This window comes from Metabacillus rhizosphaerae (assembly GCF_037201795.1).
GTDB classification, from domain to species: domain Bacteria; phylum Bacillota; class Bacilli; order Bacillales; family Bacillaceae; genus Metabacillus; species Metabacillus rhizosphaerae.
Window position 1 is genome coordinate 3738002 of the sequence record NZ_CP147403.1, and the last position, 24602, is coordinate 3762603.

The following is a 24602-nucleotide window of genomic DNA, read 5'->3' on the forward strand; positions in this document are numbered from 1 at the left end:
TTCACTCCTTTGTTATTGTAACTACAAAAACATATATGATTGGTTTAGAGAAATTTAAAAACTAATTGAATTAAAGTGTTTAAGTCTCTAATTGTAGTCTTAATGAGATCTCATGTCATATGATTAGTAGACTAAATGATTATATAGTTATCTTTTAGGTTCTGCTGGCATAGAAATTTCTTCAAGCACATTTCCAGCTTTTTGGTTAGATTGATTATTTATAGCTAAATCACCAAGAGAGACAATTCCAACCAAATTACCTTTTTCTACAATAGGTAATCGACGAATTTTCTCCTGAGACATAACATTTGCTGCTTCCTTAATTGACATATCTTTGGTTCCAGTCACTACATCTTTTGACATCAATCCAGCAATGGTAGATTCACTTGATAGATTATTCGCCAATCCCTGTAAAACTAAATCACGATCAGTTATTATTCCTACTAATTTTTGATTGTCACATATTGGTATGACTCCTACATCAAGATCTTTCATTTTCACAGCCACTTCTTTACAAGTACTTTCAGGAGTGCAACTTTCGGCATTAATAGTCATAACTTCAGTTATATTCACGATCATTCCTCCTTCAGTTTTTTGTTGTATTCTTTAGTTCAATACCCCTGAATATTTATATGAAACCGGGAATTAAATCTGAGAGGAACTATAACTTATTTATTATTATCATCTACTTAAAATAGGTTAGTAAGTAACCTTAATGTAAGTATCTTTAAATAATTTCAGTACTTTAAATGCTTGATCACTTCCAGTACAATACAGCTAGAATCTAAAAAACTATTTGGGAGGCTATTTTAATATGAAATATAGAAATCTAGGGAGAACAGGATTAAAAGTAAGTGAGATTAGTTTAGGAAGCTGGTTAACCTATGGAAAATCAGTAGAAGATAATGTGGCAGAAAAGACAATACATAAGGCATATGAGCTAGGGATTAATTTCTTTGATTCTGCAAACGTTTACGAGCAAGGTGAAGGTGAGCGTGTACTCGCTGGAGCATTAAAGGAATACCCTCGAGAATCTTATGTTATTACGACAAAAGCTTTTTGGCCTATGGGCGACGGGCCGAATGATCGTGGTTTATCTCGTAAACATGTGATGGAGCAAGTGCACGCGAGTTTAAAAAGAATGAACCTAGATTATGTAGACATTTTTTATTGCCATCGTTATGACCCCGAAACACCTGTTGAAGAAACACTGAAAACAATTGATGATTTAATTCGTCAAGGGAAAATTTTGTATGCTGGCGTAAGTGAGTGGAGTGCAGCACAAATTGAAGAAGCAGTTGCAACTGCTGATAAATTCCTGTTAGATCGAATTGTGGTTAATCAGCCGATCTATAACATGTTTAACCGCTATATTGAAAATGAAGTGATTCCTGTAAGTGAAAAATATGGAATCGGACAGGTAGTATTTTCTCCATTAGCCCAAGGCGTTCTAACTGGAAAATACAAAAATGGTCAGGTCCCAGATAATAGTCGTGCATCAAATCAATCGATTAATAATTTTATAAAAGGGATGCTAAATGAGGATGTCTTTAATAAAGTTGAGCAATTAGAAGCAGTTGCAAAAGAGATCGATGTTACATTACCAGAACTAGCATTAGCTTGGATTTTAAGGCAACCAAACGTATCAAGCGCTTTAATCGGAGCGAGTAAACCAAGTCAAGTAGAACAAAATGTCAAAGCAATTGAAGTCATTCTTCCTTCTGAGATACAAAATAGAATTGAAACGATTTTATCATAAAGCTAAAAAACGATAAAACTAAATGAAGTAAGGGGTGATACTACTTGATTAAAGGGATTGGACATTTAGCATTAACTGTAGAAAACATGGATAAATCACTTGAATTCTACTGTGACATTTTAGGTTTTGAAAGGGCATTCGAAATCCGTGACAATGAGAATCAGCCTTGGATTGAATATATTAAAGTGGCTCCTGGACAATTTATCGAATTATTTTATGGCGGATTAACTAAACAGCAAGAGGAAAGAAACCAAATTGGCTTTAATCATATTTGCTTAGAGGTGAACGATATTAACGAAGTAGCCAATCACATAAAGATGAAAGGGCTTACCTTAGATGTCGAACCAACGAAAGGGAAAGACAATAATTATCAATGTTGGATTAAAGACCCAGACGGAAACCGAATTGAATTTATGCAATTAGAACCAACTTCACCACATATGAATTGTTAACAGCTACTGACACAATGGTTCGTAATTTCTATAATACTAACAAAGTTTTGACTTACCTAATTGGTAGGTCTTTTTTTATTCTTTCCAACTAATATCTTTCAAGTTAAACAAATGTAAGTTTCTTCTCGAATATATAACATGTAAAACTCAAACAAAAAGACATGTTTTAAATTATATGGTACAATATGAAACTCAGCAAAAAATGCATTTTAATGATATGATTTTTCCTAGGGGTACTTAATCACATAGTATTAATTATTCTATTATAGTAAGATTCGACAATAATGATAAAAATACCGGGTTATGACAACCAAAAAGATTTTCTAATATAATGAAGTATCGAATCTTACTATTTTTCAAATAAATCACTAATTATTGTAAATTATAATAAGTAGAAGTTAATGATTTATTTTTCACATATAACACCATTTACATATTAGAAGAAAAAGGACGTGCTAATTTATGATAAATATCGAAATTCCTAAAGCAGACATCTCAATCACAGAGCGAATACAATCACGGAATGATAATGAGCCGGTCATAAAATCGATCGAAGGCTTCATTGATCTTCATGAGATTCCAAGAGATAAGGGCGGAATTATCTTATTTTATAACAAAAAAGATGAACTGCTTTTTGTAGGTAAGGCAAGAAAACTAAGGCAGAGGGTCAAAAAGCATCTAGAAGACACAGTGTCACCTATCAAAAATCATAGAAATGAAGTATTCAAAATTGATGTATGTGTGGTCGAAGATCCAATGGAGAGAGACATTTACGAAACATACATTATTAATAAACTTCAAGCGAAATACAATGTAGATAAAGTATATTATAAATAAAATTAATTTAGGTGCGGCTAATATGTTAATATTGTTTTACTACGACACAACCTTGCATAAAATTTTCTATTTAGGTATTGACTATTAGTAAATATTTCTATATATTAATTAATAATTTAAAATTAGCCGATGCAATGATAAGGACATGAGTATTTCTTGACGGTTTACAGAGAGGGAAGGCTAGGCTGGGAACTTCCTAATACAAGAGAATTACTTACCACCTTTGAGCAGTATTGATGAACCAATAGTAATTAATACCGTAGCTGCTACGATACAGCAAAACGAGCCATCACTTATTACAAAAGTGGTGGGAAGTTGGGTGGAACCACGAGATCAAACACACTCGTCCCTTTTATATAGGGATTTGAGTGTGTTTTTTTATGTTTAATTAAATACTAAAAGCAATGATAAGGACATGAGTATTTCTAAACGGTTTACAGAGAGGGAAGGCTAGGCTGGGAACTTCCTAATTCGATAGAATTGCTTACCACCTTTGAGCAGTATTGGTGAAATACTAGTAATCAATACCGTGAAAGCTACGATACAGCTTAAACGAAGCCATCATGATGTAAGGTAATTAGATGGAAAGTTGGGTGGAACCACGGGTATAGACACACTCGTCCCTTTTTTGAGGGATGGGTGTGTTTTTTTATTTGAAATTTAATATTAGGAGTGGTTAATCATGAGTCAAAATGAGGTTATTATTAAGTTTCCAAATGGAGATGAAAAAAAGTATGTTAAAGGTATATCCTTAGAGGAAATCGCACAGTCAATTAGTTCTAGTTTAAAAAAGAAATCTGTGGCTGGATTGGTAAATGGATCATTGTATGACTTAAAGCGTAGCATCAATGAGAATGCAAATATTGAGTTATATGATCTTAATTCGTTAACTGGTATTGAAATTATGAGACACACAACTGCACATGTATTAGCACAAGCCATCAAACGTCTTTATGGAGATGTTGTACAATTAGGAATTGGACCAGTTATTGAAAATGGTTTTTATTATGATCTTGATTTAGAAAATAACCTAACTGTTAATGACCTAGCTAAGGTTGAGAAAGAGATGAATAAAATCATCTCTGAAAATCTGGAAATTAAACGTGAAGAAATATCACGTGACAAGGCTAAGGAGATTTTTGCAAATGATCCTTTAAAGCTAGAACTGTTAGAGGATATTCCACTAGGAGCCGTTATAACAGTCTATCGACAAGGTGGGTTTGTTGATTTATGCCGTGGTCCACATTTACCAGCAACTCGGTATATTAAAGCATTTAAACTAACACATGTATCTGGAGCATATTGGCGTGGAGACAGCAGTAATAAAGTGCTTCAGCGTATATACGGTGTTGCTTTTGCTTCAAAAGAAGCTTTAGCTGATTATTTTCATTTTATTGAAGAAGCTCAAAAACGAAATCACCGGAAATTAGGAAATGAATTAGAGTTATTTATGTTTTCTGAGGAAGCACCTGGTATGCCCTTTTATTTAGCAAATGGGCAGCTAATCCGAAATGAATTAGAAGTGTTTTTAAGGAAGCTGCAATATTCATATGATTATAAGGAAGTCCGTACACCGATTATGATGAACCAACGGCTATGGGAACGCTCTGGTCATTGGGATCATTATAAAGAAAATATGTACTTTTCTGAGGTGGATGATCAGAGTTTTGCATTAAAACCAATGAATTGCCCTGGGCATATGCTTATTTTTAAAGATAAACTTCATTCCTATCGTGATCTTCCAATTCGGATGGCAGAGTTTGGGCAGGTTCACCGTCATGAATTTAGTGGTGCCTTAAATGGCATGCTTAGAGTTCGCACATTTTGCCAGGACGATGCTCATATCTTTGTAACACCTGCTCAAATTGAGGATGAAATTACATCCGTATTAAAGTTAATTGATTATGTTTACAGTACATTTGGTTTTAAATATGAAATCGAACTCTCAACAAGACCAGATGATTATATGGGTGATGAAGCTTTATGGGATAAAGCGGAAGCTGCATTAAAAAATGTTTTAAACAAATTAAGCTATGAATTTCATATAAACGAGGGTGACGGAGCCTTTTATGGACCTAAAATTGATATCCATATTAAAGATGCGCTCAAACGAAGTCATCAATGTGCGACAGTTCAACTCGATTTTCAAATGCCAGAAAAATTTGATTTAACTTATATCAATGAAGAAAATAAAAAAGTGCGCCCAGTTGTTATTCATCGGGCTGTCTTTGGCTCTATCGATCGTTTTCTCGGTATTTTAATTGAACACTTTGCTGGAGCATTCCCCGTTTGGCTTGCACCAGTCCAAGTTAAGGTAATACCTGTATCAACTGAAGTGCATAAAGAGTATGTAGAAAAAGTTACACAACAATTAAAACAAGCAGAAATACGTGTTGAACTTGATTTACGTGATGAGAAGCTTGGGCTTAAAATGAGAGAGGCTCAAATGAAAAAGGTTCCATATATTCTAGTTGTAGGAGACCGGGAACGAGATTTCCAGACTGTTAATGTTAGGCAATATGGGAAAGAGGATTCGAGTGAAGTGAAACTAGATGAGTTTATCAATGATCTAAAACAGATAATTGTCAGTAGAAGTCTTAACTAGAAAGGAAAAACAGTGACAAGTTCTACTTTACTGTAGAACTTGTTAAATACCATTTGCAATTCCAAAATTTATCTGTTAAGATAAAGAAGAATTATTTTTGTTCGGTATGTAAGGAAAGAATAAGTTTTTAAAACTTTCGCCTTTGATATCTAATTGAGCAACTATAGTAATAATTGTGGATTAAATCCACCCAGGAGGAAACAAACATGCAACAAGGTACAGTAAAATGGTTTAACGCAGAAAAAGGTTTCGGTTTCATCGAAATCGAAGGTGGAGAAGATGTATTCGTACATTTCTCAGCTATCCAAGGCGAAGGATTTAAATCTTTAGACGAAGGCCAAAAAGTGACTTTTGACACAGAACAAGGTCAACGTGGACTTCAAGCTACTAACGTAAACAAAGCATAATTATTAAAGGACTCTATTCTAGAGTCCTTTTTTGTTTGCTTAAAAATAACGTTAAAAAGAGGCTGACTAATTAATGCCTGATCCTTAAATATCCGAATAAATATGACTGTAAAAGACATAATTTCTAGATTTATGGAGTGACATTTAACTTTTAGTCAGCCTCTAAAGACAACATGCTACAAGTGTTAAAATGGTTACATAAAGCATAACACATAACCCTTAGAATACCTAAATAAATTTATAAATAATACTTTCAAGTAACGTTTATGTGCTGAAGAAGTAGCTCGATTTAGAAAAGAAAAATTTGATTTGCAACTGAAAAATTACTTGTTCCCATAATCTGGCGCCTTTCCTAAATAAAAGGCGTCCTTTTTTAATGAGACCAGATTGTTAACATACGCTAATTAATTCTCAATGCGGTAAGTGGGAAGACTTGAAAAGTGTTCACTTCCTAATAATTGTATACTAGTAATCTTTCCGAATAGTTAAATAATTAGTACTTATTGCTGTCCCAAAATAACAATATAATCAAATGTCAATAAAAGTCTAGATTTAGCCTACTGTAAAAGTACTGGTACTAAAGGTTAATTGTTAGAATCACATCCTTCTAATATGATAGATTATAGGATTGCAAGCAAGTTGATGAAAAAAAAGACAGCAATTAAAGTTAATTTTTCACTATAAATTCCGCAAGAACAGAAAAGAAGAGGATCTTGAATTTAAATATAATTAGGCTAAATATAAAAGATAGGAGGAGAAAGGATAGCCATTATGCTAGTTTCTACATATATTGTAAAAAAATCCTAACAAAATTTGAAAGCGCTTTATTTGATGATTAATTCATTTACTAATTACAACTGAGGGTGTGCTCTAGTTTTAAGAAGGACAAGTTTTACTAAATAAGGGAGGTTTTCTAAAGATGAAATCATTTTCTAAATTTATTTCATTTATGATAATTCTCGTTTTACTGTTAGGAATAGCAGCTGGGTGTAGTTCAGAAAAAACAGCAGAAGGTGAAGATGGTGATAAAATCACTTTACGTGTTGCTTGGTGGGGTTCTCAGGATCGTCATGATAAAACAAAAAAAGTAATCAAGTTATTTGAGGAAAAAAATCCAAATATAAAAATAACACCTGAATTTACAGGTTGGGATGGATACTGGGAGAAACTAGCAACAGCTGCAGCTGGAAAGAATTTAGCTGATGTGATCCAAATGGATTACCGATATTTAATGGAATATGTAGATCGTGGACTTATTGAAGATTTAAATTCTTTTGTGGACTCTGGTGCTCTAAATCTTGATGATGTTGGTGAAGCGTATATTGAAGGGGGATATGTAGACGACAAGCTTTACGCTGTTAATTTAGGAACGAATGCTTTAGCGATGGCATATGACCCTGCCATGTTTAAAAAAGCAGGTGTTGAACCTTTTGAACCTGGTTATACATGGGAAGAGTATGCTGAGGCAGCAAAGAAACTAAAGGACCAATTCGGTGACGGTGTGTATGGAGTCGAAGGTGCTAAAAACTCTTTAGTGAATTTTCAATATTATTTAAGGCAACATGATATTGAATTGTATAACGAGGATGGAACAGCACTTGGATATAAAGATGATAAGCTATTAGTTGAGTTCCTTAACTATTGGGATGAATTACTAAAGGATGATGTAGCAGCACCACCAGATGTAACAGCTGCCGTTCAAGGTAGATTGGAAGAAGAGCTAATTGTCCATGAAAAAGCACCTACATTATGGTTTAACAGTAACCAAATTGTTGCTCTACAAGGTGCAGCAGGACGTGAATTAAAGCTAGCCCTTTTACCATCACTTCCTGAAGGGAAAGAAGGACTTTATTTAAAACCATCACAGTTCTTCTCAGTCTCAAAGGAATCAAAACATAAAGAGGCAGCTGCAAAGTTCATTGATTTTATTACAAACGATCTTGAAGCTAATGAGATTCTAGCGGCAGAGCGAGGAGTTCCAATTGCTACAAAAGTTCGTGACCACTTGAAACCTAATGTAGATGATGCGGCAAGGGAAATGTTTGACTATGTTGAACTTGCAGAACAACATTCAAGTCCAATTTATCCCCCAGAGCCATCAGGTGCAGGTGAATTAGACGCATTATTTACAAGGCTTGCAGAACAATTGAATTTCGGAGAATTTACTACAGATGAAATGGCAAAAACATTCCGAGCTGAAGCAAACAAAATTTTAGCGAAAAATAAGTGAATTTACTAATAAAGATTTAAACATAACCAAAGGGTAAACCCCTCAAATTATTTTTATATGGCTTAGTCTTAAAAACAGACATTATATAGAAATGGTTAGAGGGGTAACCCTATTAGGTCAATCTTATTTACAGTGGAGGTGCCAAATGCAATCAGAAACAAGTGTGTTAACGGACAAAAAGGTCACAAAACGAAGTAAAGCACTTCATAAGGGCTGGAAAAAGGAATTAATCGCCTATGCTTTTATTTCTCCGTGGTTAATAGGATTTCTTGGATTTATTATTGGCCCAATGATTGTATCTTTATATTTATCTTTTACAGATTATGACATGTTATCAAGCCCCTCATGGGTTGGGTTACAAAATTATATCACCATGTTTACAGATGATCCTCGTTTTTGGACGTCTTTAAAGGTAACATTTACATTTGTATTTATATCTGTCCCTTTTAAGCTAGCTTTTGCATTATTTGTTGCTATGCTTTTTGTAAAAGCTCGACGTGGTGTTGGTTTATATCGTTCGGTGTACTACATACCATCTATTGTTGGTGGAAGCGTTGCGGTAGCTGTCATGTGGAAGCAACTGTTTGGAAGAGAAGGTGCTATTAATGGAATCCTAAGCTATTTTGGGATTGAAGGACAAAACTGGATTGCAAGTCCTGATTATGCATTATCAACGCTCATCATTTTAGTTGTATGGCAGTTCGGTTCCCCTATGTTAATATTCTTAGCAGGCTTAAAACAAATACCAGCTGAATTATACGAAGCAGCAGCAGTTGATGGTGCTTCAAAGTTTAGTCAGTTTTTTAAGATTACGATTCCTATGTTAACACCAGTTATCTTTTTTAATTTAGTCATGCAGATGATAAGTGGCTTTATGACGTTTACACAAAGTTTTCTCATTACAGCAGGTGGACCACTAGATCGTACATTATTTTATGCCGTTTATTTATACGAAAAGGGATTTACTCATTTTCAAATGGGATATGCATCCGCAATGGCATGGATTTTATTGATTATCGTAGCCGTTTTTACAGCACTAATTTTTAAATCTTCATCTGCATGGGTCTATTACGAATCAGAGGGAGGGAAATAAAATGAAGCAAACAAAAAGTGACATTTTTTTTCATGTTTTTGTAATAGGATTTGGGTTACTGATGATTTATCCGATATTTTGGACATTAGCAAGTTCGCTTAAGCCTGAATCTGATATCTTTAAAAATGCTGCATCCTTGTTTCCCTCGGAATTTAAATGGGACAACTATGCACTAGGCTGGGCAGGATTTGGTGATATTACATTTGGAACCTTCTTTTTAAATTCAAGTATTGTCACAGTATTAGTTGTTATCGGGACCCTGATTTCATCAACATTAGTCGCTTTTGGATTTGCGCGACTCCACTTTAAATTTAAACGTGTATTATTTGTTTGTCTACTTGCAACTATCATGCTGCCACATCAAGTTACCCTAATTCCACAATATATCATGTTTCACAAAATAGGCTGGGTAAATACATTTTATCCGTTAGTTGTTCCTGCATTCATAGGAGGAGTGCCATTTTTTATCTTTTTAATGGTTCAATTTATAAGGGGGATTCCTCGAGAATTAGATGAAGCAGCTATTATTGATGGTTGTAGCACATTCGGGATTTTCTGGAATATTATTCTTCCTTTAACAAAGCCTGCACTAGCGACTGTTGCGATTTTCTCATTCTACTGGACATGGGATGATTTTATGACACCATTAATTTATTTAAATGATACTAAGCTATTCACAGTTTCACTTGGGTTAAGATTGTTTTCTGATCCGTCAGCTGTAACAGCATGGGGGCCTTTGTTTGCCATGTCGATTGCTTCATTGATACCAACATTTCTTATTTTTCTCTTCTTTCAAAAGCATCTTGTTGAAGGTGTTGCCACAACAGGGATTAAATAGAGCAAAATAGAATTGCTGGTTCTTCTTAAAAGCCCTGAGTATGTTACATATCAGGGCTTTACTTAAGAAGGCTCAACACCAAACATATCATATCGATAGGGGTGGACTCGTGAACATCTGTAAATATTCGATTTATCGGAAGAATTGTGATCCTGAATTGGATTGGGACATGCACGAATTCCATACACATAATGAGTTTGAAATTTATCTTTTTCATAGTGGTAATTGTCATTATTTAATTAAAAACAAGGTTTATCATTTACAACCAAATGATTTAATTTTATTAAACGGTTTAACCCTTCACAGAGCAAACCCAATTCCGACAGAAATGTATGAAAGAAGTGTTGTTCATTTATCATCAGAGGTAATGGGACCAATTATCACGATCTTGAATTTTCCAGAGTTATTAAAGCCATTTTCAATGTTCAATAATTGCTTATTCCGTGATATTGACCAGAAATTATTGAAGCAAATAGAGCAATCAATTCAAGCAATATCTGAACTTTCGCAAGGTGAAGGAATTAAAGCCAATAAATGTGAGGACTCCACACTTAATTGTCGTTTTTATATAGCCAAAATGCAGACCTTAGTGATTCAGCTTTTGTTTCAAATTTATGAGCTAAGTCAAACACATCAAAATAAGCACATACATGTGGAAACTGAAAAAGAATTGCATGTTAGAAGAATTACGGCATGGATTGATAAGCATTACCAAGAAGACATATCATTAGATCATATTTCTAAAAGTCTTAATGTTAGTAAGTATTATATGTCACATATATTTAAGGAAGTAACGGGTGGAACGATCATGAAATTTTTAATGAGCTGCCGTCTTAATCACTCGAAAAGATTGCTAGAAACAGAGCCTAATTTATCTGTATTAGATGTAGCATTAGAATCCGGCTTTAAGCATGGCTCCCATTTTAGCAGATATTTTCTTGAAAAAGTAGGATTTACGCCGTTAGAGTATCGCAAAAAATATTGCAATATAAGGGATTTTTCTACTTTATCTTTTAATGACCAAACTAATTACATAAAAAAATAATTCGCCATTCACAATACAGACATTCAAATGAATGTCTGTATTGTGATGAAATTAATATTGTTTCATAGGACTAAAATAAAAAATAATATGCTAATGGAAGATCAATTGAAACTTCGGAATCTAAAACTTTCAAATACCGGATTACTACACTATGAAAATAAGCATATGAGGTATGTCTTCAAATAAGTTCCGTACTAATAAGCAATTTGAAAAGGAAGTTTTTCGTAAACCGCTTTATCTCCCAATACAGCCTATTTCGTACTCTTTTTGCTTTTTAATTTAGTAGTATTCTATTGAAATTATACAAAGGTGGATCCTAACACAATCTTTAGAAAAGAGTCTAAGAAAAAGCTTTTTCATTTCAGATATCGACCATCTATTTCTTATATCACTAAGACCTCCATTTTCTTATCTAATAGAATGAAGATAGCCCTATAATATAAATTTGAAGGGTTTTTTCAAAATCTAAACTTAATGTAGGTATTATTATGAACGGTGTTACAGGTCGAATGGGAACTAATCAGCATTTAATTCGATCAATTCTTGCCATCCGTGAACATGGTGGTGTATCACTTGCGAACGGTGACGTCATTCTGCTTGTTCCGGTTTTGATCATCAGATTGCTACTACAAGTGGACGTATCCTGATTCCATGCTCTGATTGGTAGTGCCCACACCAGATTTACTAATGGGCCGTGGCATGATGGGGGATGGAGTGATTTATAAAAACGAATTAGACAGGCAGTTGAACAAGCAGGCTATACATGGCCTATTGAGGTTGAAATCTGTAATGAAGAAATCTGGAATAAGCCTGGAGATGTTGTTTTGAAACAAATGAAAGACTTGTTAGACTTTCTGGTGATTTAAATCAAAAAATAGTTAAATAGATCACAAGAAACCCTTTGTCTTTAGATGATGAGACAAGGGGTTTCTTTCTTGTAGTATTTTATTAATACCTACCAGGGATTATTGTCGAGTCTCCTAGGTTACCTACAGCAACATACTGATAGCTAAGGACAAAAATCTTTTTGTGTGCCCATCCTCTGCCCGTCTGCCTAGGCTCCTATTTTGTGAATTACAAATATCGTAGAAAGGTTCGAGTGTAACAAGCATTCTAGACAACAAGAAGAATGTACAATAATCATTTATATGAAAAAGTAATCTTTATATCAGATATGTTTTTGTAAGCGTTTTCCAAATAACTTAATAGTATGTTTCTTACAGCATGATTGTATACGTAATGCTAGAGAATAACTTAACTTGGTATTGTAGGAAGAAGCCAGGAAATATAACAGAAGGCTTTATGATGAAGGAAGGGGGTAAATTCCAAACTCGTCACTTATAAATATGAATAGATGACGTGCTAACGAATTAAATCAGAAGTAAAAAGTCGAACGGTATGAATAAGGGAGGAAATGAATGAAAAAATTTATGTGTGTATTTTTATGCTTAATACTACTATTTCCAATTTTTCAGAGTGGAGTAAGCTTCGCAGCAACAGTTGATCAACCAGCTGTAAATTCTATTATTAGTGATGATTTCGAGAATGAAACAGTTGGAAGTTTACCAGCTGGGTATATTCATAGTGCCTCACAAGAGGGAGTTACTGAAGAAACAAGCGCTGTATTTGTTGACGATGTACCCGTTGATTCTATAGGCAACACTTCTGCTAGAGGGTTACGAGTATTTGATAATGATAGTGGTTCGTCTAAACGAGCTAGAACAATTGTTACAAAAACATTTGATCAACAAGCTGGGAGTTTTGTAATTGAATTAACTATGATGGAACCAAAAGCAGTAGGGAATTCATATCCCTTACGACTAGAAGATAAAGAACATGGAAAATCAGGCATAATTCTTGAGGTTTCAGGCGGAAACCTTGGTTATAAGGGGAGTGATGGAGCTTTTAAACAACTCTCTTATGATGGTGAGAATAATATTCCATTAGAATCAAATGTATGGTATCACTTAAAACTATTAGTCGATGTAGTGAATGATTCAGCAGACATCTATATTAATGGCAAATATACAGGTAACATTCCCTTTTACCAAGCAGTTGATCGTTTAGATGCAATTGAAGCGCAAACGGCTGGATCATCTGTTGGGGATTTGTATTGGGACAATCTACAAGTATTTGTTGAACCTACTGATTCACCAAAGGGCTTATCAGCAATATTCGGTGATCAAGTAGCTGAACTAAATTGGATCCCTGCCAAAGGTGCTTCTTCGTATAATATCAAGAGAAGTACGAATAATGGCGGACCCTATGAAGTTATTGCTACAAACATAACAGAGACACGCTTTGTCGATAGTAAGCTAGTAAATAATAAAACCTATTATTATGTTGTCTCTGCTGTAAATTCAGTCGGAGAAAGTAAACTTTCAAACCAGGTTAGTGTTACACCAACTGAAATACCAAATCCACCTTTACCTCCAATCGATCTAACGGTTCTCCCTAGAGATAGTCAGATTGATTTGAGCTGGAAAACATCTGGTCAAACAAAGTCGATTTTATTTGTGGGTACAGGGACTACTGCTGATGAAAAAACGATTGATCATTTAGAATCACTTGGATACACTGTCTCTTTTAAAAAGGATAACGAAGTAAAAACTGAAGATGCACCTATTTATGATTTAGTATTTATTGGAGAATCCTCAGGCTCAAGCTATATTGGGAAAAAATTCATGAATTCCCCTGTACCAGTTATATATGCAGAACCTTATGTCTTAGATGATGTCAGTTTGAGTGCATCTACTTCTGGAGCATTTGGAAGCTTTGATAACCAAACCTCATTTAATATTAAATTGAGTAACCATCCACTTGCTGCTGGTCTAAGTGGCATGATCGATGTTTACACTCAACCTGGTAAAGTCAATTTTGGTGCACCTTCTGATGAAGCGATCGTGATTGCAACTGCAGCAGATGATGACAGCAAAGCAACGATTTTTGCGTATGAAAAGGGTTCTAAAAATATGAAGGGTGATCCAGTACCAGCACGTCAAGTAGCTACATTTTTATTTGCGGGCCAGGAAGGTTTCGTGACAGAAAACGGTTGGAAGTTGATTGATGAGTCAGTCAAATGGGCACTTGGCATCGATGAAAATAATGCCGGTCCAAAAGAAACGTATACTATTAAACGAAGTACAGAAAAAGAAGGACCATATCAGACAATTGCTGACAATATTGAGGGAACTAACTTTCGTGATACTGGTTTAGAAAATGGGACGAATTATTATTATGTTGTAACGGCAGAAAATATTGGAGGAGAGAGCACGAATTCTAAAGAAGTAAGTGCGTCACCTGTGACTCCACTTCAAGCTCCAACCGGATTGTCAGCAAGTAATGGCCATGGAGAGGTAACAATCAATTGGGCATCAGTTAAAGGGGCAACATCCTACCAAATCTTACGCAGTAAGGAAAAGGGAATGTCCTATGAAATGATTAAAAGTGGGGTAACGGAAACGAACTATACTGATACTGAAATATCAAATGGGGAGAGGTATTACTATGTTGTAGCTGCAAAAAACGAAACAACTACTAGTACAAATTCCAATCCTATAAGCGCAGTTGGTATGCCAGGGAATGGAGTACCAGCCATTCCAAGTGGAATTGAAGCAACTGCAGGTGATAACCAGGTTATATTAACATGGTCTACTATAAGTGGGGCTGACACATATAACATTAAACGTGGTTCGTTTGATAGCAGGGAATATGAAGTAGTTGCAACTAATGTTCATCTTACTAGTTTTCAAGATGTCAACGTTACAAATGGTGAAACCTATGACTATGTCATATCAGCTGTAAATGAGAAGGGAGAAAGCTTCGAATCCTCTCCTATAGCCGTTACTCCTGCGAAGGTAACAATTGTAGCAAAAGAGGGTGGAGATTTTAAAACCGTTCAAGAAGCCATTGATGCTGCACCTGATAACAGTTCTAAACGGCATGTGATTTACCTAAAGGATGGTGAATATCGTGAAAAAATAACGATACCAAAGAGTAAAACAAACCTTAGTTTAGTAGGTGAAAGTAAAGAAGGTACTGTTCTTGTTTATAGTGATAATGCAAACACACTAGGTCCTGATGGCAATCCATTAGGCACCTCGAAAAGTTCAAGTATTTTTATTTATTCAAATGATTTTATTGCTAAAAATTTAACCATCCAGAATGATTCTGGACAAGGTACAGGTCAGGCGGTTGCAGCGTATGTTCAGGGTGATCGCGCCTACTTTGAAAACGTAAAATTTTTAGGTTTTCAAGATACATTGTATACACATCTCTCAAGACAATATTATCAAGGCTGCTATATTGAAGGTGATGTCGATTTCATCTTCGGTCCAGCAACAGCAGTATTTGAGGATTGCCAAATCCATAGTAAACGTGATGGTGGAATGCTAACAGCGGCTAGCACCCCTCAGGACAGTAAATTTGGATATGTCTTTTTGAATTCTACTATTACTGCTGACGAAGGTGTAGAAGGAGTTCGTTTCGGAAGACCTTGGCGCCCATATTCATCTGTTACTTTTATCAATTCAGAGATCGATGCATCAATTGCATCTGATGGTTGGGATAATTGGGGAAATGAAGGAAATGAAAAAACAGCGAGGTATTCAGAATATAATAGCAAAGGAGTGGGGGCTAACCCAAAAGAACGTGATCCTTGGACAAAGCAATTAACACCAGAGGAAGCTAATCAATATACTGTTCAAAATATATTGAAAGGAACGGATGGATGGGACCCTACTCGAATAGGTATTATTCCATTATCAGATATAGCACCACCGACTATTACGATCGATCAGAAAGATGCTTTTGTCAATAAAGCTGAATTTACAATTACAGGAATAGTAAACAAAGAAGCAATCGTTTCAGTTAATGAGAAGGAAATTTCACTACAAGAAGACTTCAAATTTAACACAACTGTTCAATTAAATGAGGGATTGAACATAATCACCGTTCAAGCGCGTGATACTGATGGAAATCGCAGTATCCCATCTGTCGTAAAAGTTGTTTATGATCATGTCAAACCTGTTATTACAGTAGATGAACATAAGCTTGAGAAAAATGGAAATCACTATAATACGATTTACAATCCGTTTCCACTAACAGGTAAGTTAAGTGAAGCTGGCACTATACTTGTTAATAAGAAGGCAATACAAGCCTCTGCGGATTATACTTTTAACTCAAATGTAGATCTTGAACCTGGATTAAATACCATAACGCTGACTGCTGTTGATCTTGCGGGAAATGAGTCCGAACCTGTCGTTTTCAAAATTGTTCCGAAAGGGAATGCTGTACCAGACGGACCAATAAACATCATTAAAAGTGAAGCAACAAGCCCGAATACCGTTGAAGTAACATTTAATAGTAAACTGAAAAACTTCAATTCTAGTGATATCGAACTGCAGACTGCAACCAACGATTGGGCTGATCTTGATCCCAATCTTAAACCAAATATGACAGTGGAAAGTATTTCCACTAGAGTTAATAAAGACAAGCAAACAGTAGCTGTTATTAAAACCAAGGAAGTATTTAACACGGATGGTACAATCACGAAGCAACTCAATGAAGATCCATACGATATACCGTACCTCAATGCTGCCTATTATACCGGAAATAAAGAAAATGATCGTAAACAGGCTGATGCTCTATTATCCTGGCAAATGGATCATGGCGGATGGTATAAAAACATGGAGGATAAATACAATCGACCTTGGGATGGTCAAGAACCTAAATCCGAAATGTATACTCCTGAACATGGTGAATTGGGTGTCATTGATAATAATGCAACAACAAATGAGATACTCTTCTTAGCTTTAATGTATAAGGAAACAGGTGATATTCGATATAAAGACTCTGTTTTAAAAGGTATCCATTATTTACTTGAGGCTCAATATGATAGCGGTGGATGGCCGCAAGTATATCCTGCAAGAGGCAACTACTCGGACTATGTTACGTATAACGATAATGCGATGGTTCGTGTTATGAATGTACTAACAATGGTCTCGCAAAAGAAGTTTCCATTTAATTCAGACATTGTTAATAAGGAGCTTTCAGAACAGACCAACCTTTCATTAAACCATGGAGTGGATTATATTTTAAAATCCCAAATCAAGGTGAATGGTGAATTAACAGCATGGTGTGCACAACATGATCCAGTTACGTACGAACCAAAAGAAGCACGTTCCTATGAACATCCATCTCTTTCAGGTTCCGAATCAGTTGGGGTAGTCCAGTATTTGATGTCACTTCCAAACCCTTCAATAGAAATTCAGTCTGCAATCGATGGTGCAATAAACTGGTTTGAAGAAGCGAAAATTGAAGAGATGAAGTATGTTTCAGGGGATCCTGCAGGACAATACTTTTATCCTGATTCAGCAAGCAACACTTGGTATCGATTTTATGAGATCGGCACCAATCGTCCAATCTTTTCAGGTAGAGATGGTTTAATCAAACACAATATACTAGAAATTGAACAAGAAAGAAGAGACGGTTACCGCTGGGCAGGAGAATGGCCACAAAAATTACTAGATGTTACAAATACAACAGGTTATTACGAAAACCGTGTATATGTGAAAGTCGTTGATGATCGTTCGCAAAATGCGGCGGGTGAATCTTTGAAAATAGGAAGTTTATTTAAAGTAGAAGATGGCTTTTCAGCACAGGAATGACAAAGTTTTTTCTCAGGTTGGCATTATGACCTTCATATGCAAATTTACAAATAGATTGTTGTAAAAAAAGCAGAGCTGCCACCTGGCAGTCTGCTTAAGGAGGATAAATAGTGAAAAGGTTTACTCTCATGGTAACAACGGTAGTATTATTATTTGGGTTATTAGAAATTTCATTTATTCCTCAAGAAGGCCAAGCGGAAGCTAACAAGGTTCTAGCATTCCCAGGAGCTGAAGGAGGGGGAATGTATACAAGTGGTGGACGTGGCTACGACGTTTATGAAGTGACGACCTTAGAGGATTACGGTGAGGGTGATCTTCCTATTAAAGGAACATTAAGAGATGCAGTTAGTCAAGGAAATCGAACTATCGTCTTTCGAGTATCTGGTACAATTCATCTTAAGCAAAGCTTGAAGATTAAACAAAAAAACTTAACAATCGCTGGTCAAACAGCTCCAGGTGATGGAATTGCTGTTGCAGGTTTTGGAACCGATATCTCTGGTTCTGAAAATATAATAGTCCGCTATATGAGATTTAGACCTGGTAGCACAAATATTGAGTCAGAGCCTGATGCGTTTGGTGGACGTGATGTCAAGAATGCGATGGTGGATCATATTTCAACTAGCTGGTCTGTTGATGAAACACTGTCTTTTTATCGAAATGAAAATACAACACTACAATGGAGCATAATTAGTGAGAGTTTGTATATCTCAGGTCATGTGAAAGGAAGACATGGTTATGGTGGAATATGGGGCGGTGAGAATGCCACTTTTGCCAATAACTTAATTGCTAGCCATACAAGTCGCCTTCCTGCACTAGGGAATTCAGGAAATAAACTACATCCGATTTCTAGTACAGATATGGTCAACAATGTCATTTATAATTGGGGATTTAACTCTACCTATGGTGGGAATGATCAGGAGAATAATATGATCAATAATTATTATAAGCCAGGACCAGCTACTCACGAAAAAGTAATTAAGCGTGTGGTTAGCCCTGGTCAAAACGGCAGGTCTAGCTGGTTTTATGTGAAAGGTAACTATATGTATGGAAATAAGGCTGTAACAGAAGATAATACGTTAGGAATGGAAGAAATCAAAGATGGTACCGTTTTTTCCGACTCTCCTTATGAAGTGCTTGGGCACGATACATTAAACAAAAAGCCTGCTGAGAAAGCCTATGAAGAGGTACTTAAAAAATCAGGTGCAACATATCCGCGTAGAGATGCCGTGGATGCGCGTATTGTTAATGATGTTAAAAACGGCACCGGTAGATTAATTAATAATGAATGGGAAGTAGGCGGTTATCCTGAATTGAAATCGGCCAAAGCACCAATTGATACAGACCATGATGGGATACCGAATTTATGGGAAGAAGCCAAAGGATTAAATCCTAACGATATTGCTGATGGGAAGGACATTACAGCATCAGGTTATTCGAATTTAGAATTATATTTAAACTCACTTGTTTTAATAGATAAGCAAGCTGATAATCCAGAGATAGACCTTCTATCACCTAAAATGAACGGTATTTATAAAGCAGGTTCTACCGTGAGAATGAAAGTTAAGCTAAAGGATAAACGAACTATTTCCAAAGTCGAATATTATCGTAATGATGAAAAGATTGGAGAATCTTCAAATGGTACATTTGATTTTTACTGGAAAAATGCCCCTGATGGTACATGGTATATAACAGCAAAAGCAATTGACAAAAACGGAAATGCTACACAGACAACCTCTATGCCAATTCATATTAATACAGTAAATCAATCAAGAGATTGGACCGCAAAAGATATTGGAAAAGTACAAATAAAAGGTATCACAACTAAGACGAATGAAGGACTTACAGTCAAAGGCTCAGGTCGCATTGATCAAAGAGTTGACGCCTTTCATTTTGCCTTTAAGGAAGTAACAGGAGACGCAGAACTGGTAGCAAGAATAGATTCACTAACAAAGGTTGACAACAATGCTATTTCGGGCCTAATGATACGTGATAGTCTTGAAAAAGATGCAGCTACAGCGATCATCAGTACGTCGGTAGTGAAAGCTGATAAACAGGATACACCTTATTCAGTCCATTTTTCTACGCGAACTAATAACGGCGAGCCAATTCTTGCACCAGGTGAAAACGATCGACCTGAGGAAATTGGCTTACCATCCCTTAATGGGACAACACTGCCTTACTGGTTAAAAATTATAAGAAATGGTGATCTATTAATAGGGTATGCTTCAGAAGATGGAGAAAATTGGACAGAAGTTGGTCGAAAAGAAATCAAAATGGGTGAAGATGTGTATATAGGATTTGCGGTAGATGGTGCTAAAAATACGAGTCAAATTGCAAATTATAATACAGCCACTTTTTCTAACATTTCGCTTATAGGAGATATAAGTAAAATAGGTAAATAGGTTGAGTTGGCGCCAAACATTTTAACTGGGTAACTAGAAGAAAGACTGAAATATGCCTAAAAAGACTGAACTCTGAATAAATACAGGGTTCAGTCTTTTGCCATAGGATACAATAGCTTTAAGAATTTTTATTTTTATTCGGAATTCTGTTGTTTTGACTTCCGTTTCCTCTGGAAAATTCCTTCACTTCAACATCTTGTCCGTTTTCAATTGCTCTTTTTTCACTTCTTGAACGAATTTGACGACCATCACTTTGGTTACCCATTTTATCATTCTCCTTTTCCTATTTATCATAAATAGGATTGGTTATTTTCATGAAAATATTTATCGTTTTTTTATAAATTGAATGAAAGGTTTGCATTAATAAATCAACAGAGTAACGGAGCAGCTTACATATTATCTGTTCTTCAGTATTTATTCCCACTCGTTCACGATCTTTATTTACAATTTTCCGAAAGAATATCCCATTACCGAAAGGAAATCAGAAGATTACGTCAAATTCAATAAGTGTGCTTATTATGATTACATTCGTGAGGGACACCATGTTAAAAGAAAAGGGGAAAAGCGAAATGAACCTAAATTATATACAAGGAATAGCATCCAAAGTAAAAGAGAACATCCAAAAAGTTGTAATCGGGAAAGAGGAGCAGATCGACCAGCTTCTTGTTGCCTTAATCTCATCTGGACATGTTCTATTGGAGGATGTCCCAGGAACAGGAAAGACTTTATTAGCAAAAACGATGGCTAAATCCTTGGATTGCTCATTTAAACGGATTCAATTCACACCAGATTTATTACCTACCGATGTGACAGGTATTAATTTTTACAATCAAAAGAAGGGGGAATTTGAATTTCGATCAGGACCGATTTTTTCGAATATTGTCCTAGCAGACGAAATAAATCGGGCAACCCCAAGAACACAATCTAGTTTACTGGAGTGTATGGAGGAAAGACAGGCAACAATTGACGGTAAAACACATGTATTAGATCGTCCATTTATGGTGATTGCTACGCAAAATCCTGTTGAAAACCAAGGAACCTTCCCATTACCCGAAGCACAACTCGATCGCTTTTTAATAAAGGTAAAGTTAGGCTATCCATCCAAGCAAGAAGGAATAAATATTTTAAAGCGTTTTAAAGAAAATAATCCGCTTGAAGAGATGAACCCTGTCATAAATAGGGAGGATATTGTTGCTGCTCAAGACCTATATTCTAAAATTTATGTAAATGAAGATATTCTCCAATACATCATGAATATAGTAGAAAAAACTAGAAACCATCAAGCGATTGAATTAGGAATTAGTCCTCGTGGGAGCCAAGCATTGTTAAAAGCTGTCCAAGTTTATGCAATTCTTAAAGACCGTGATTATGTAAGTCCTGATGATGTAAAGGCAATGGTTAAACCGGTTTTAGGTCACAGAATTCTATTAAATTCTATGCTGAGATCAAAGATTGATCAAGTTGATATGATATTAGATGAAATATTGGAAGCGGTACCAGTTCCTGCAGAGGAAGAACTTTTGAAAGGGATCATTCATAGATGAGTATTGCCTGGTTTATTTTTATTACATGCCTAATTAGTTTGATTCAAAGCTTTATTTTTAATAAATGGGGCTTAGTTCGTTTACAATACAAACGTTTTTTTAATAAAGATACAGTGTTCGCTGGGGAAGAGATAGAAATGATCGATGAAATCTCAAATAATAAACTTCTTCCAATTCCATGGTTACGATTAGAATCAAAAATTGATCAAAATTTAAAATTTTTAGGAAAACAAGATCAATCAACTGGGGAACTAAGGGAAGAATTTCATAGAACATTATTTAGCCTGTTGCCCTATCAAAAAATAACAAGAAGACATAAAGTATGCTGTATGAAACGGGGATATTATGAACTTAAAACAATATCTTTGACACTTGGAGATGTACTTGGTTTCAGTGAGAGCTTTGATAACTTTAACGCTAAAGCAACCGTAACGGTGTATCCTGAAATCATTCCAATCGAAGACATACCTTTACCTTCTCATAGTTGGCTTGGCGATATTATGGTGAGAAGGTGGATTATTGACGATCCTTTTGTTATTGCTGGCGTACGAGAATATTCATATGGTGACTCAATGAATTCTGTAAATTGGAAAGCAACAGCTCGGACAGGAAGCTTACAAGTTAGTAAAAGGGATTACACGGCTGACCACCACCTAATGATTTATCTAAACTTTGATGAAACAGAGGATATTTGGATGCCTATTCAAAACACAACATTAATTGAAAAGGGTTTATCTTATGCTGCTTCCATCGCACAACATTCAATATCGAAAGGAATAAACACAGGATTTGGATGTAACTCCTATTTTGTTGAACCATTTGGGCAAGCATTAGAAAATAATATAAAGGAATCTGTACGCATTGAGCCGAAGAATGGGAAACATCAACTAACACAGTTATACGATACAATGGCCAAACTAAGCATGGATAGAAGTATGAGCTTTAATCGATTTTTAATGGAAGATATGATAAACCGTAAAAATGCAGATATTCTAATAATTACTTCACTATTAACAGCAAATATCCAAGATAATATCCGAATACTTGAAACTCAAGGTAACAAAATTGAAATATTAATGCTAACTGACCAGCCTAATGATAATAAAGACATTCAGGGGGAGGGTGAATATTATGCCCAATAAAGCCCGAGCAATTTTAGAGAAATGGATATTAGGAATGAGTGAATTCATTCTTATCTTCCCACTAGTTCTATTACTTGGCATATATTTTGTTCCCAGACCTCTACTTTGGATTGCACATTTGCCGATTCTATTTATTTTCGGTTACTTATTTAGGGTATTTGTCCAAGATAAAAAACGAATGTTCTATCTTGTATTTACTATTCTCATAAGTGCATGTTCTGCTATTCTCTTTTATGATAATCTGTTATCTTATTTAGTTGTTTTTATTTGTAATTGCATCATTTTTTACCGTAGTATCCTATATGCAGAACGGGAAATAGATAAATTATTTTCTTTTCCTAAACTATGGATGATTGGGTTTCCTATATACTTTTTAGCTTACTTTGTGTATCGATTTATAGATCACTTATCTCCATATCTTAAATTCATCACATGGACTGGCCTTCTACTGGTCGTAATCACTTTATTCACTTCTAATAGTAATTCATTAACATCTTCAACCTTATCAAAACAAAAAAAACCGTTTGTGAATGGCTCAATTAAACGTAAAAACCAAGCCTATATTTTAATTTTCATTAGTATAATTGCTGTCATAACCAACTTTAAGCTTATCCAATTATTCCTTTACAAAGCTACTGTAGCAATTATATCTACGATTCTCTCAATCCTATCCATCTTTGAAAATAATGAGCCTATTGAAAGCGCACCTCCACCTGCTGAATCAGCCACGCCGGTTCTAGAGGGAGGAGAGCCTTCCACAATTGCTGTCATTTTGGATAAAATTATGCAGTTTACATTTTATTCATTAGCACTCATTGTTAGTGTCGCTCTCATCATTTTTGCTGGGAAGAAATTAGGTTATTTTCTTAAAAAGGGTTTGAAATGGGTTTTAAATTTCTTAAACCAAATCTTTCATTTAGGTCACCGCGAACAAGAGGATGGAATCCAATATTTTGACGAAAAGGAAAGTCTTATTAATATAAAAAAATGGGGTCATGATAAGAAAAATCAAACAAAGGAATTGATTTTTCACTTATTCAATCGTAAACCAAAGTGGGAAGATTTATCCGACCGCGAGAAAGTCCGCTATGTTTATCGGCTATTGGTTGAAAATAAAGTTAAGCAAGGATTTATCTTAAAAGTGTCACATACACCATACGAGATTATAAGTGAAGTAAATAAAAATCAAAATCAAAATGAGCTAAAAATCTTATTAAAATCCTATGGTAAAGCAAGATATGGGAAACAGGACTTAAGTTTGCACGAACTTGAGGAGGTTTCATTACTTTTGAAATCAATAAAGAAAGATTAAATTTTATATTAATAGTCCTAAAGGGAGTTAAGCCTGACTTGCATGTGATTAAACATCAAGTCAGGCTTTTATCATTTTGAAAATATGAATATATAGTTTCATCATCGTCTTAACTAATAAGAGATAAAGGAGATAACCAATCAAGGTAATATATGGTGATAGTCTAAAAGAGGCCACGGAAATTGAGGATTCTAGTATAATATGAACAGACGCATGTTTAAGGTTTTTAAGGAAGAGAACACGATACGAATCTCCCTTTTTCAAACTG

General features: G+C 35.2%; 16 protein-coding genes, 1 pseudogene and 2 other annotated features. Of the genes and pseudogenes, 15 read left to right on the plus strand and 2 right to left on the minus strand.

Annotated elements, in window-relative coordinates; genetic code table 11:
- Window positions 1–147: 147 nt before the first annotated feature.
- Window positions 148–579 (minus strand): CBS domain-containing protein, encoded by a 432-nt coding sequence (locus WCV66_RS18295; RefSeq protein ID WP_338786424.1) that lies wholly within the window; start codon window positions 577–579, stop codon window positions 148–150.
- A 235-nt stretch (window positions 580–814) separates the two neighbouring features.
- On the opposite strand from WCV66_RS18295, the gene WCV66_RS18300 reads away from it, so the two are divergent.
- The 12 genes and pseudogenes from WCV66_RS18300 (at window position 815) to WCV66_RS18355 (ending at window position 20336) form a co-directional block, all read left to right on the plus strand.
- Window positions 815–1759 carry an aldo/keto reductase family protein gene (locus WCV66_RS18300; protein ID WP_066340747.1) on the plus strand — a complete coding sequence of 315 codons (945 nt, stop codon included), beginning with the start codon at window positions 815–817 and terminating at the stop codon, window positions 1757–1759.
- A 44-nt stretch (window positions 1760–1803) separates the two neighbouring features.
- The gene (locus tag WCV66_RS18305; protein WP_338786425.1) at window positions 1804–2211 is read left to right on the plus strand and encodes a VOC family protein; all 408 of its coding nucleotides are present in this window, start codon (window positions 1804–1806) and stop codon (window positions 2209–2211) included.
- 462 nt (window positions 2212–2673) lie between these two features.
- The gene (locus tag WCV66_RS18310) at window positions 2674–3048 is read left to right on the plus strand and encodes a nucleotide excision repair endonuclease (RefSeq protein ID WP_066340743.1); all 375 of its coding nucleotides are present in this window, start codon (window positions 2674–2676) and stop codon (window positions 3046–3048) included.
- A 125-nt stretch (window positions 3049–3173) separates the two neighbouring features.
- Window positions 3174–3402, plus strand: a binding site (T-box leader).
- A gap of 41 nt (window positions 3403–3443) precedes the next feature.
- Window positions 3444–3676: a binding site (T-box leader), on the plus strand.
- A gap of 54 nt (window positions 3677–3730) precedes the next feature.
- Complete coding sequence (thrS, locus tag WCV66_RS18315) at window positions 3731–5653, plus strand: threonine--tRNA ligase (RefSeq protein ID WP_338786426.1); 1923 nt, start codon at window positions 3731–3733, stop codon at window positions 5651–5653.
- A 206-nt stretch (window positions 5654–5859) separates the two neighbouring features.
- Complete coding sequence (locus tag WCV66_RS18320; protein WP_064094055.1) at window positions 5860–6060, plus strand: cold-shock protein; 201 nt, start codon at window positions 5860–5862, stop codon at window positions 6058–6060.
- Between the two features lie 919 nt (window positions 6061–6979).
- Window positions 6980–8290, plus strand: a complete 1311-nt coding sequence (locus WCV66_RS18325) for a sugar ABC transporter substrate-binding protein (RefSeq protein ID WP_338786427.1) — start codon at window positions 6980–6982, stop codon at window positions 8288–8290.
- A 145-nt stretch (window positions 8291–8435) separates the two neighbouring features.
- Window positions 8436–9383, plus strand: coding sequence for a sugar ABC transporter permease (locus WCV66_RS18330; protein WP_338786428.1), 948 nt, complete (start codon window positions 8436–8438; stop codon window positions 9381–9383).
- 1 nt (window position 9384) lies between these two features.
- Entirely contained in the window at window positions 9385–10221 is an 837-nt protein-coding gene (locus WCV66_RS18335; RefSeq protein ID WP_066340731.1) for a carbohydrate ABC transporter permease, read from the plus strand.
- 109 nt (window positions 10222–10330) lie between these two features.
- Window positions 10331–11266, plus strand: a complete 936-nt coding sequence (locus WCV66_RS18340; protein WP_338786429.1) for an AraC family transcriptional regulator — start codon at window positions 10331–10333, stop codon at window positions 11264–11266.
- Between the two features lie 488 nt (window positions 11267–11754).
- A pseudogene (locus WCV66_RS18345) lies at window positions 11755–11886 on the plus strand (gfo/Idh/MocA family oxidoreductase); the annotation flags it as partial.
- 798 nt (window positions 11887–12684) lie between these two features.
- Entirely contained in the window at window positions 12685–17934 is a 5250-nt protein-coding gene (pelA, locus tag WCV66_RS18350) for a pectate lyase (RefSeq protein ID WP_338786430.1), read from the plus strand.
- Between the two features lie 110 nt (window positions 17935–18044).
- On the plus strand, window positions 18045–20336 hold the full coding sequence (locus WCV66_RS18355; RefSeq protein WP_338786431.1) for an Ig-like domain-containing protein: 2292 nt from the start codon (window positions 18045–18047) through the stop codon (window positions 20334–20336).
- Window positions 20337–20454: 118 nt separating this feature from the next.
- Here the strand turns inward: WCV66_RS18355 and WCV66_RS18360 are convergent, their stop codons facing one another.
- Window positions 20455–20601 (minus strand): hypothetical protein, encoded by a 147-nt coding sequence (locus tag WCV66_RS18360; protein ID WP_338786432.1) that lies wholly within the window; start codon window positions 20599–20601, stop codon window positions 20455–20457.
- Window positions 20602–20905: 304 nt separating this feature from the next.
- Between WCV66_RS18360 and WCV66_RS18365 the strand changes: the two genes are divergently transcribed.
- Genes WCV66_RS18365 through WCV66_RS18375 form a run of 3 tightly spaced genes read left to right on the plus strand, consistent with a single transcriptional unit; the run spans window position 20906 to window position 24334 of the window.
- The gene (locus tag WCV66_RS18365; protein ID WP_338786433.1) at window positions 20906–21880 is read left to right on the plus strand and encodes a MoxR family ATPase; all 975 of its coding nucleotides are present in this window, start codon (window positions 20906–20908) and stop codon (window positions 21878–21880) included.
- Window positions 21877–23022 (plus strand): DUF58 domain-containing protein, encoded by a 1146-nt coding sequence (locus WCV66_RS18370; protein WP_338786434.1) that lies wholly within the window; start codon window positions 21877–21879, stop codon window positions 23020–23022. Before WCV66_RS18365 ends, WCV66_RS18370 begins: the two co-directional genes overlap by 4 nt.
- Window positions 23012–24334, plus strand: a complete 1323-nt coding sequence (locus WCV66_RS18375) for a hypothetical protein (RefSeq protein ID WP_338786436.1) — start codon at window positions 23012–23014, stop codon at window positions 24332–24334. The genes WCV66_RS18370 and WCV66_RS18375 overlap by 11 nt, the downstream gene beginning before the upstream one ends.
- Window positions 24335–24602 lie beyond the last annotated feature (268 nt).

Coding starts and splice junctions, on each gene's coding strand:
- WCV66_RS18295 (WP_338786424.1), bottom strand. CDS start 579: ATGATCGTGAATATAACTGAAGTTATGACTATTAATGCCGAAAGTTGC.
- WCV66_RS18300 (WP_066340747.1), top strand. CDS start 815: ATGAAATATAGAAATCTAGGGAGAACAGGATTAAAAGTAAGTGAGATT.
- WCV66_RS18310 (WP_066340743.1), top strand. CDS start 2,674: ATGATAAATATCGAAATTCCTAAAGCAGACATCTCAATCACAGAGCGA.
- thrS (WP_338786426.1), top strand. CDS start 3,731: ATGAGTCAAAATGAGGTTATTATTAAGTTTCCAAATGGAGATGAAAAA.
- WCV66_RS18320 (WP_064094055.1), top strand. CDS start 5,860: ATGCAACAAGGTACAGTAAAATGGTTTAACGCAGAAAAAGGTTTCGGT.
- WCV66_RS18325 (WP_338786427.1), top strand. CDS start 6,980: ATGAAATCATTTTCTAAATTTATTTCATTTATGATAATTCTCGTTTTA.
- WCV66_RS18330 (WP_338786428.1), top strand. CDS start 8,436: ATGCAATCAGAAACAAGTGTGTTAACGGACAAAAAGGTCACAAAACGA.
- WCV66_RS18335 (WP_066340731.1), top strand. CDS start 9,385: ATGAAGCAAACAAAAAGTGACATTTTTTTTCATGTTTTTGTAATAGGA.
- pelA (WP_338786430.1), top strand. CDS start 12,685: ATGAAAAAATTTATGTGTGTATTTTTATGCTTAATACTACTATTTCCA.
- WCV66_RS18360 (WP_338786432.1), bottom strand. CDS start 20,601: ATGGGTAACCAAAGTGATGGTCGTCAAATTCGTTCAAGAAGTGAAAAA.
- WCV66_RS18365 (WP_338786433.1), top strand. CDS start 20,906: ATGAACCTAAATTATATACAAGGAATAGCATCCAAAGTAAAAGAGAAC.
- WCV66_RS18370 (WP_338786434.1), top strand. CDS start 21,877: ATGAGTATTGCCTGGTTTATTTTTATTACATGCCTAATTAGTTTGATT.
- WCV66_RS18375 (WP_338786436.1), top strand. CDS start 23,012: ATGCCCAATAAAGCCCGAGCAATTTTAGAGAAATGGATATTAGGAATG.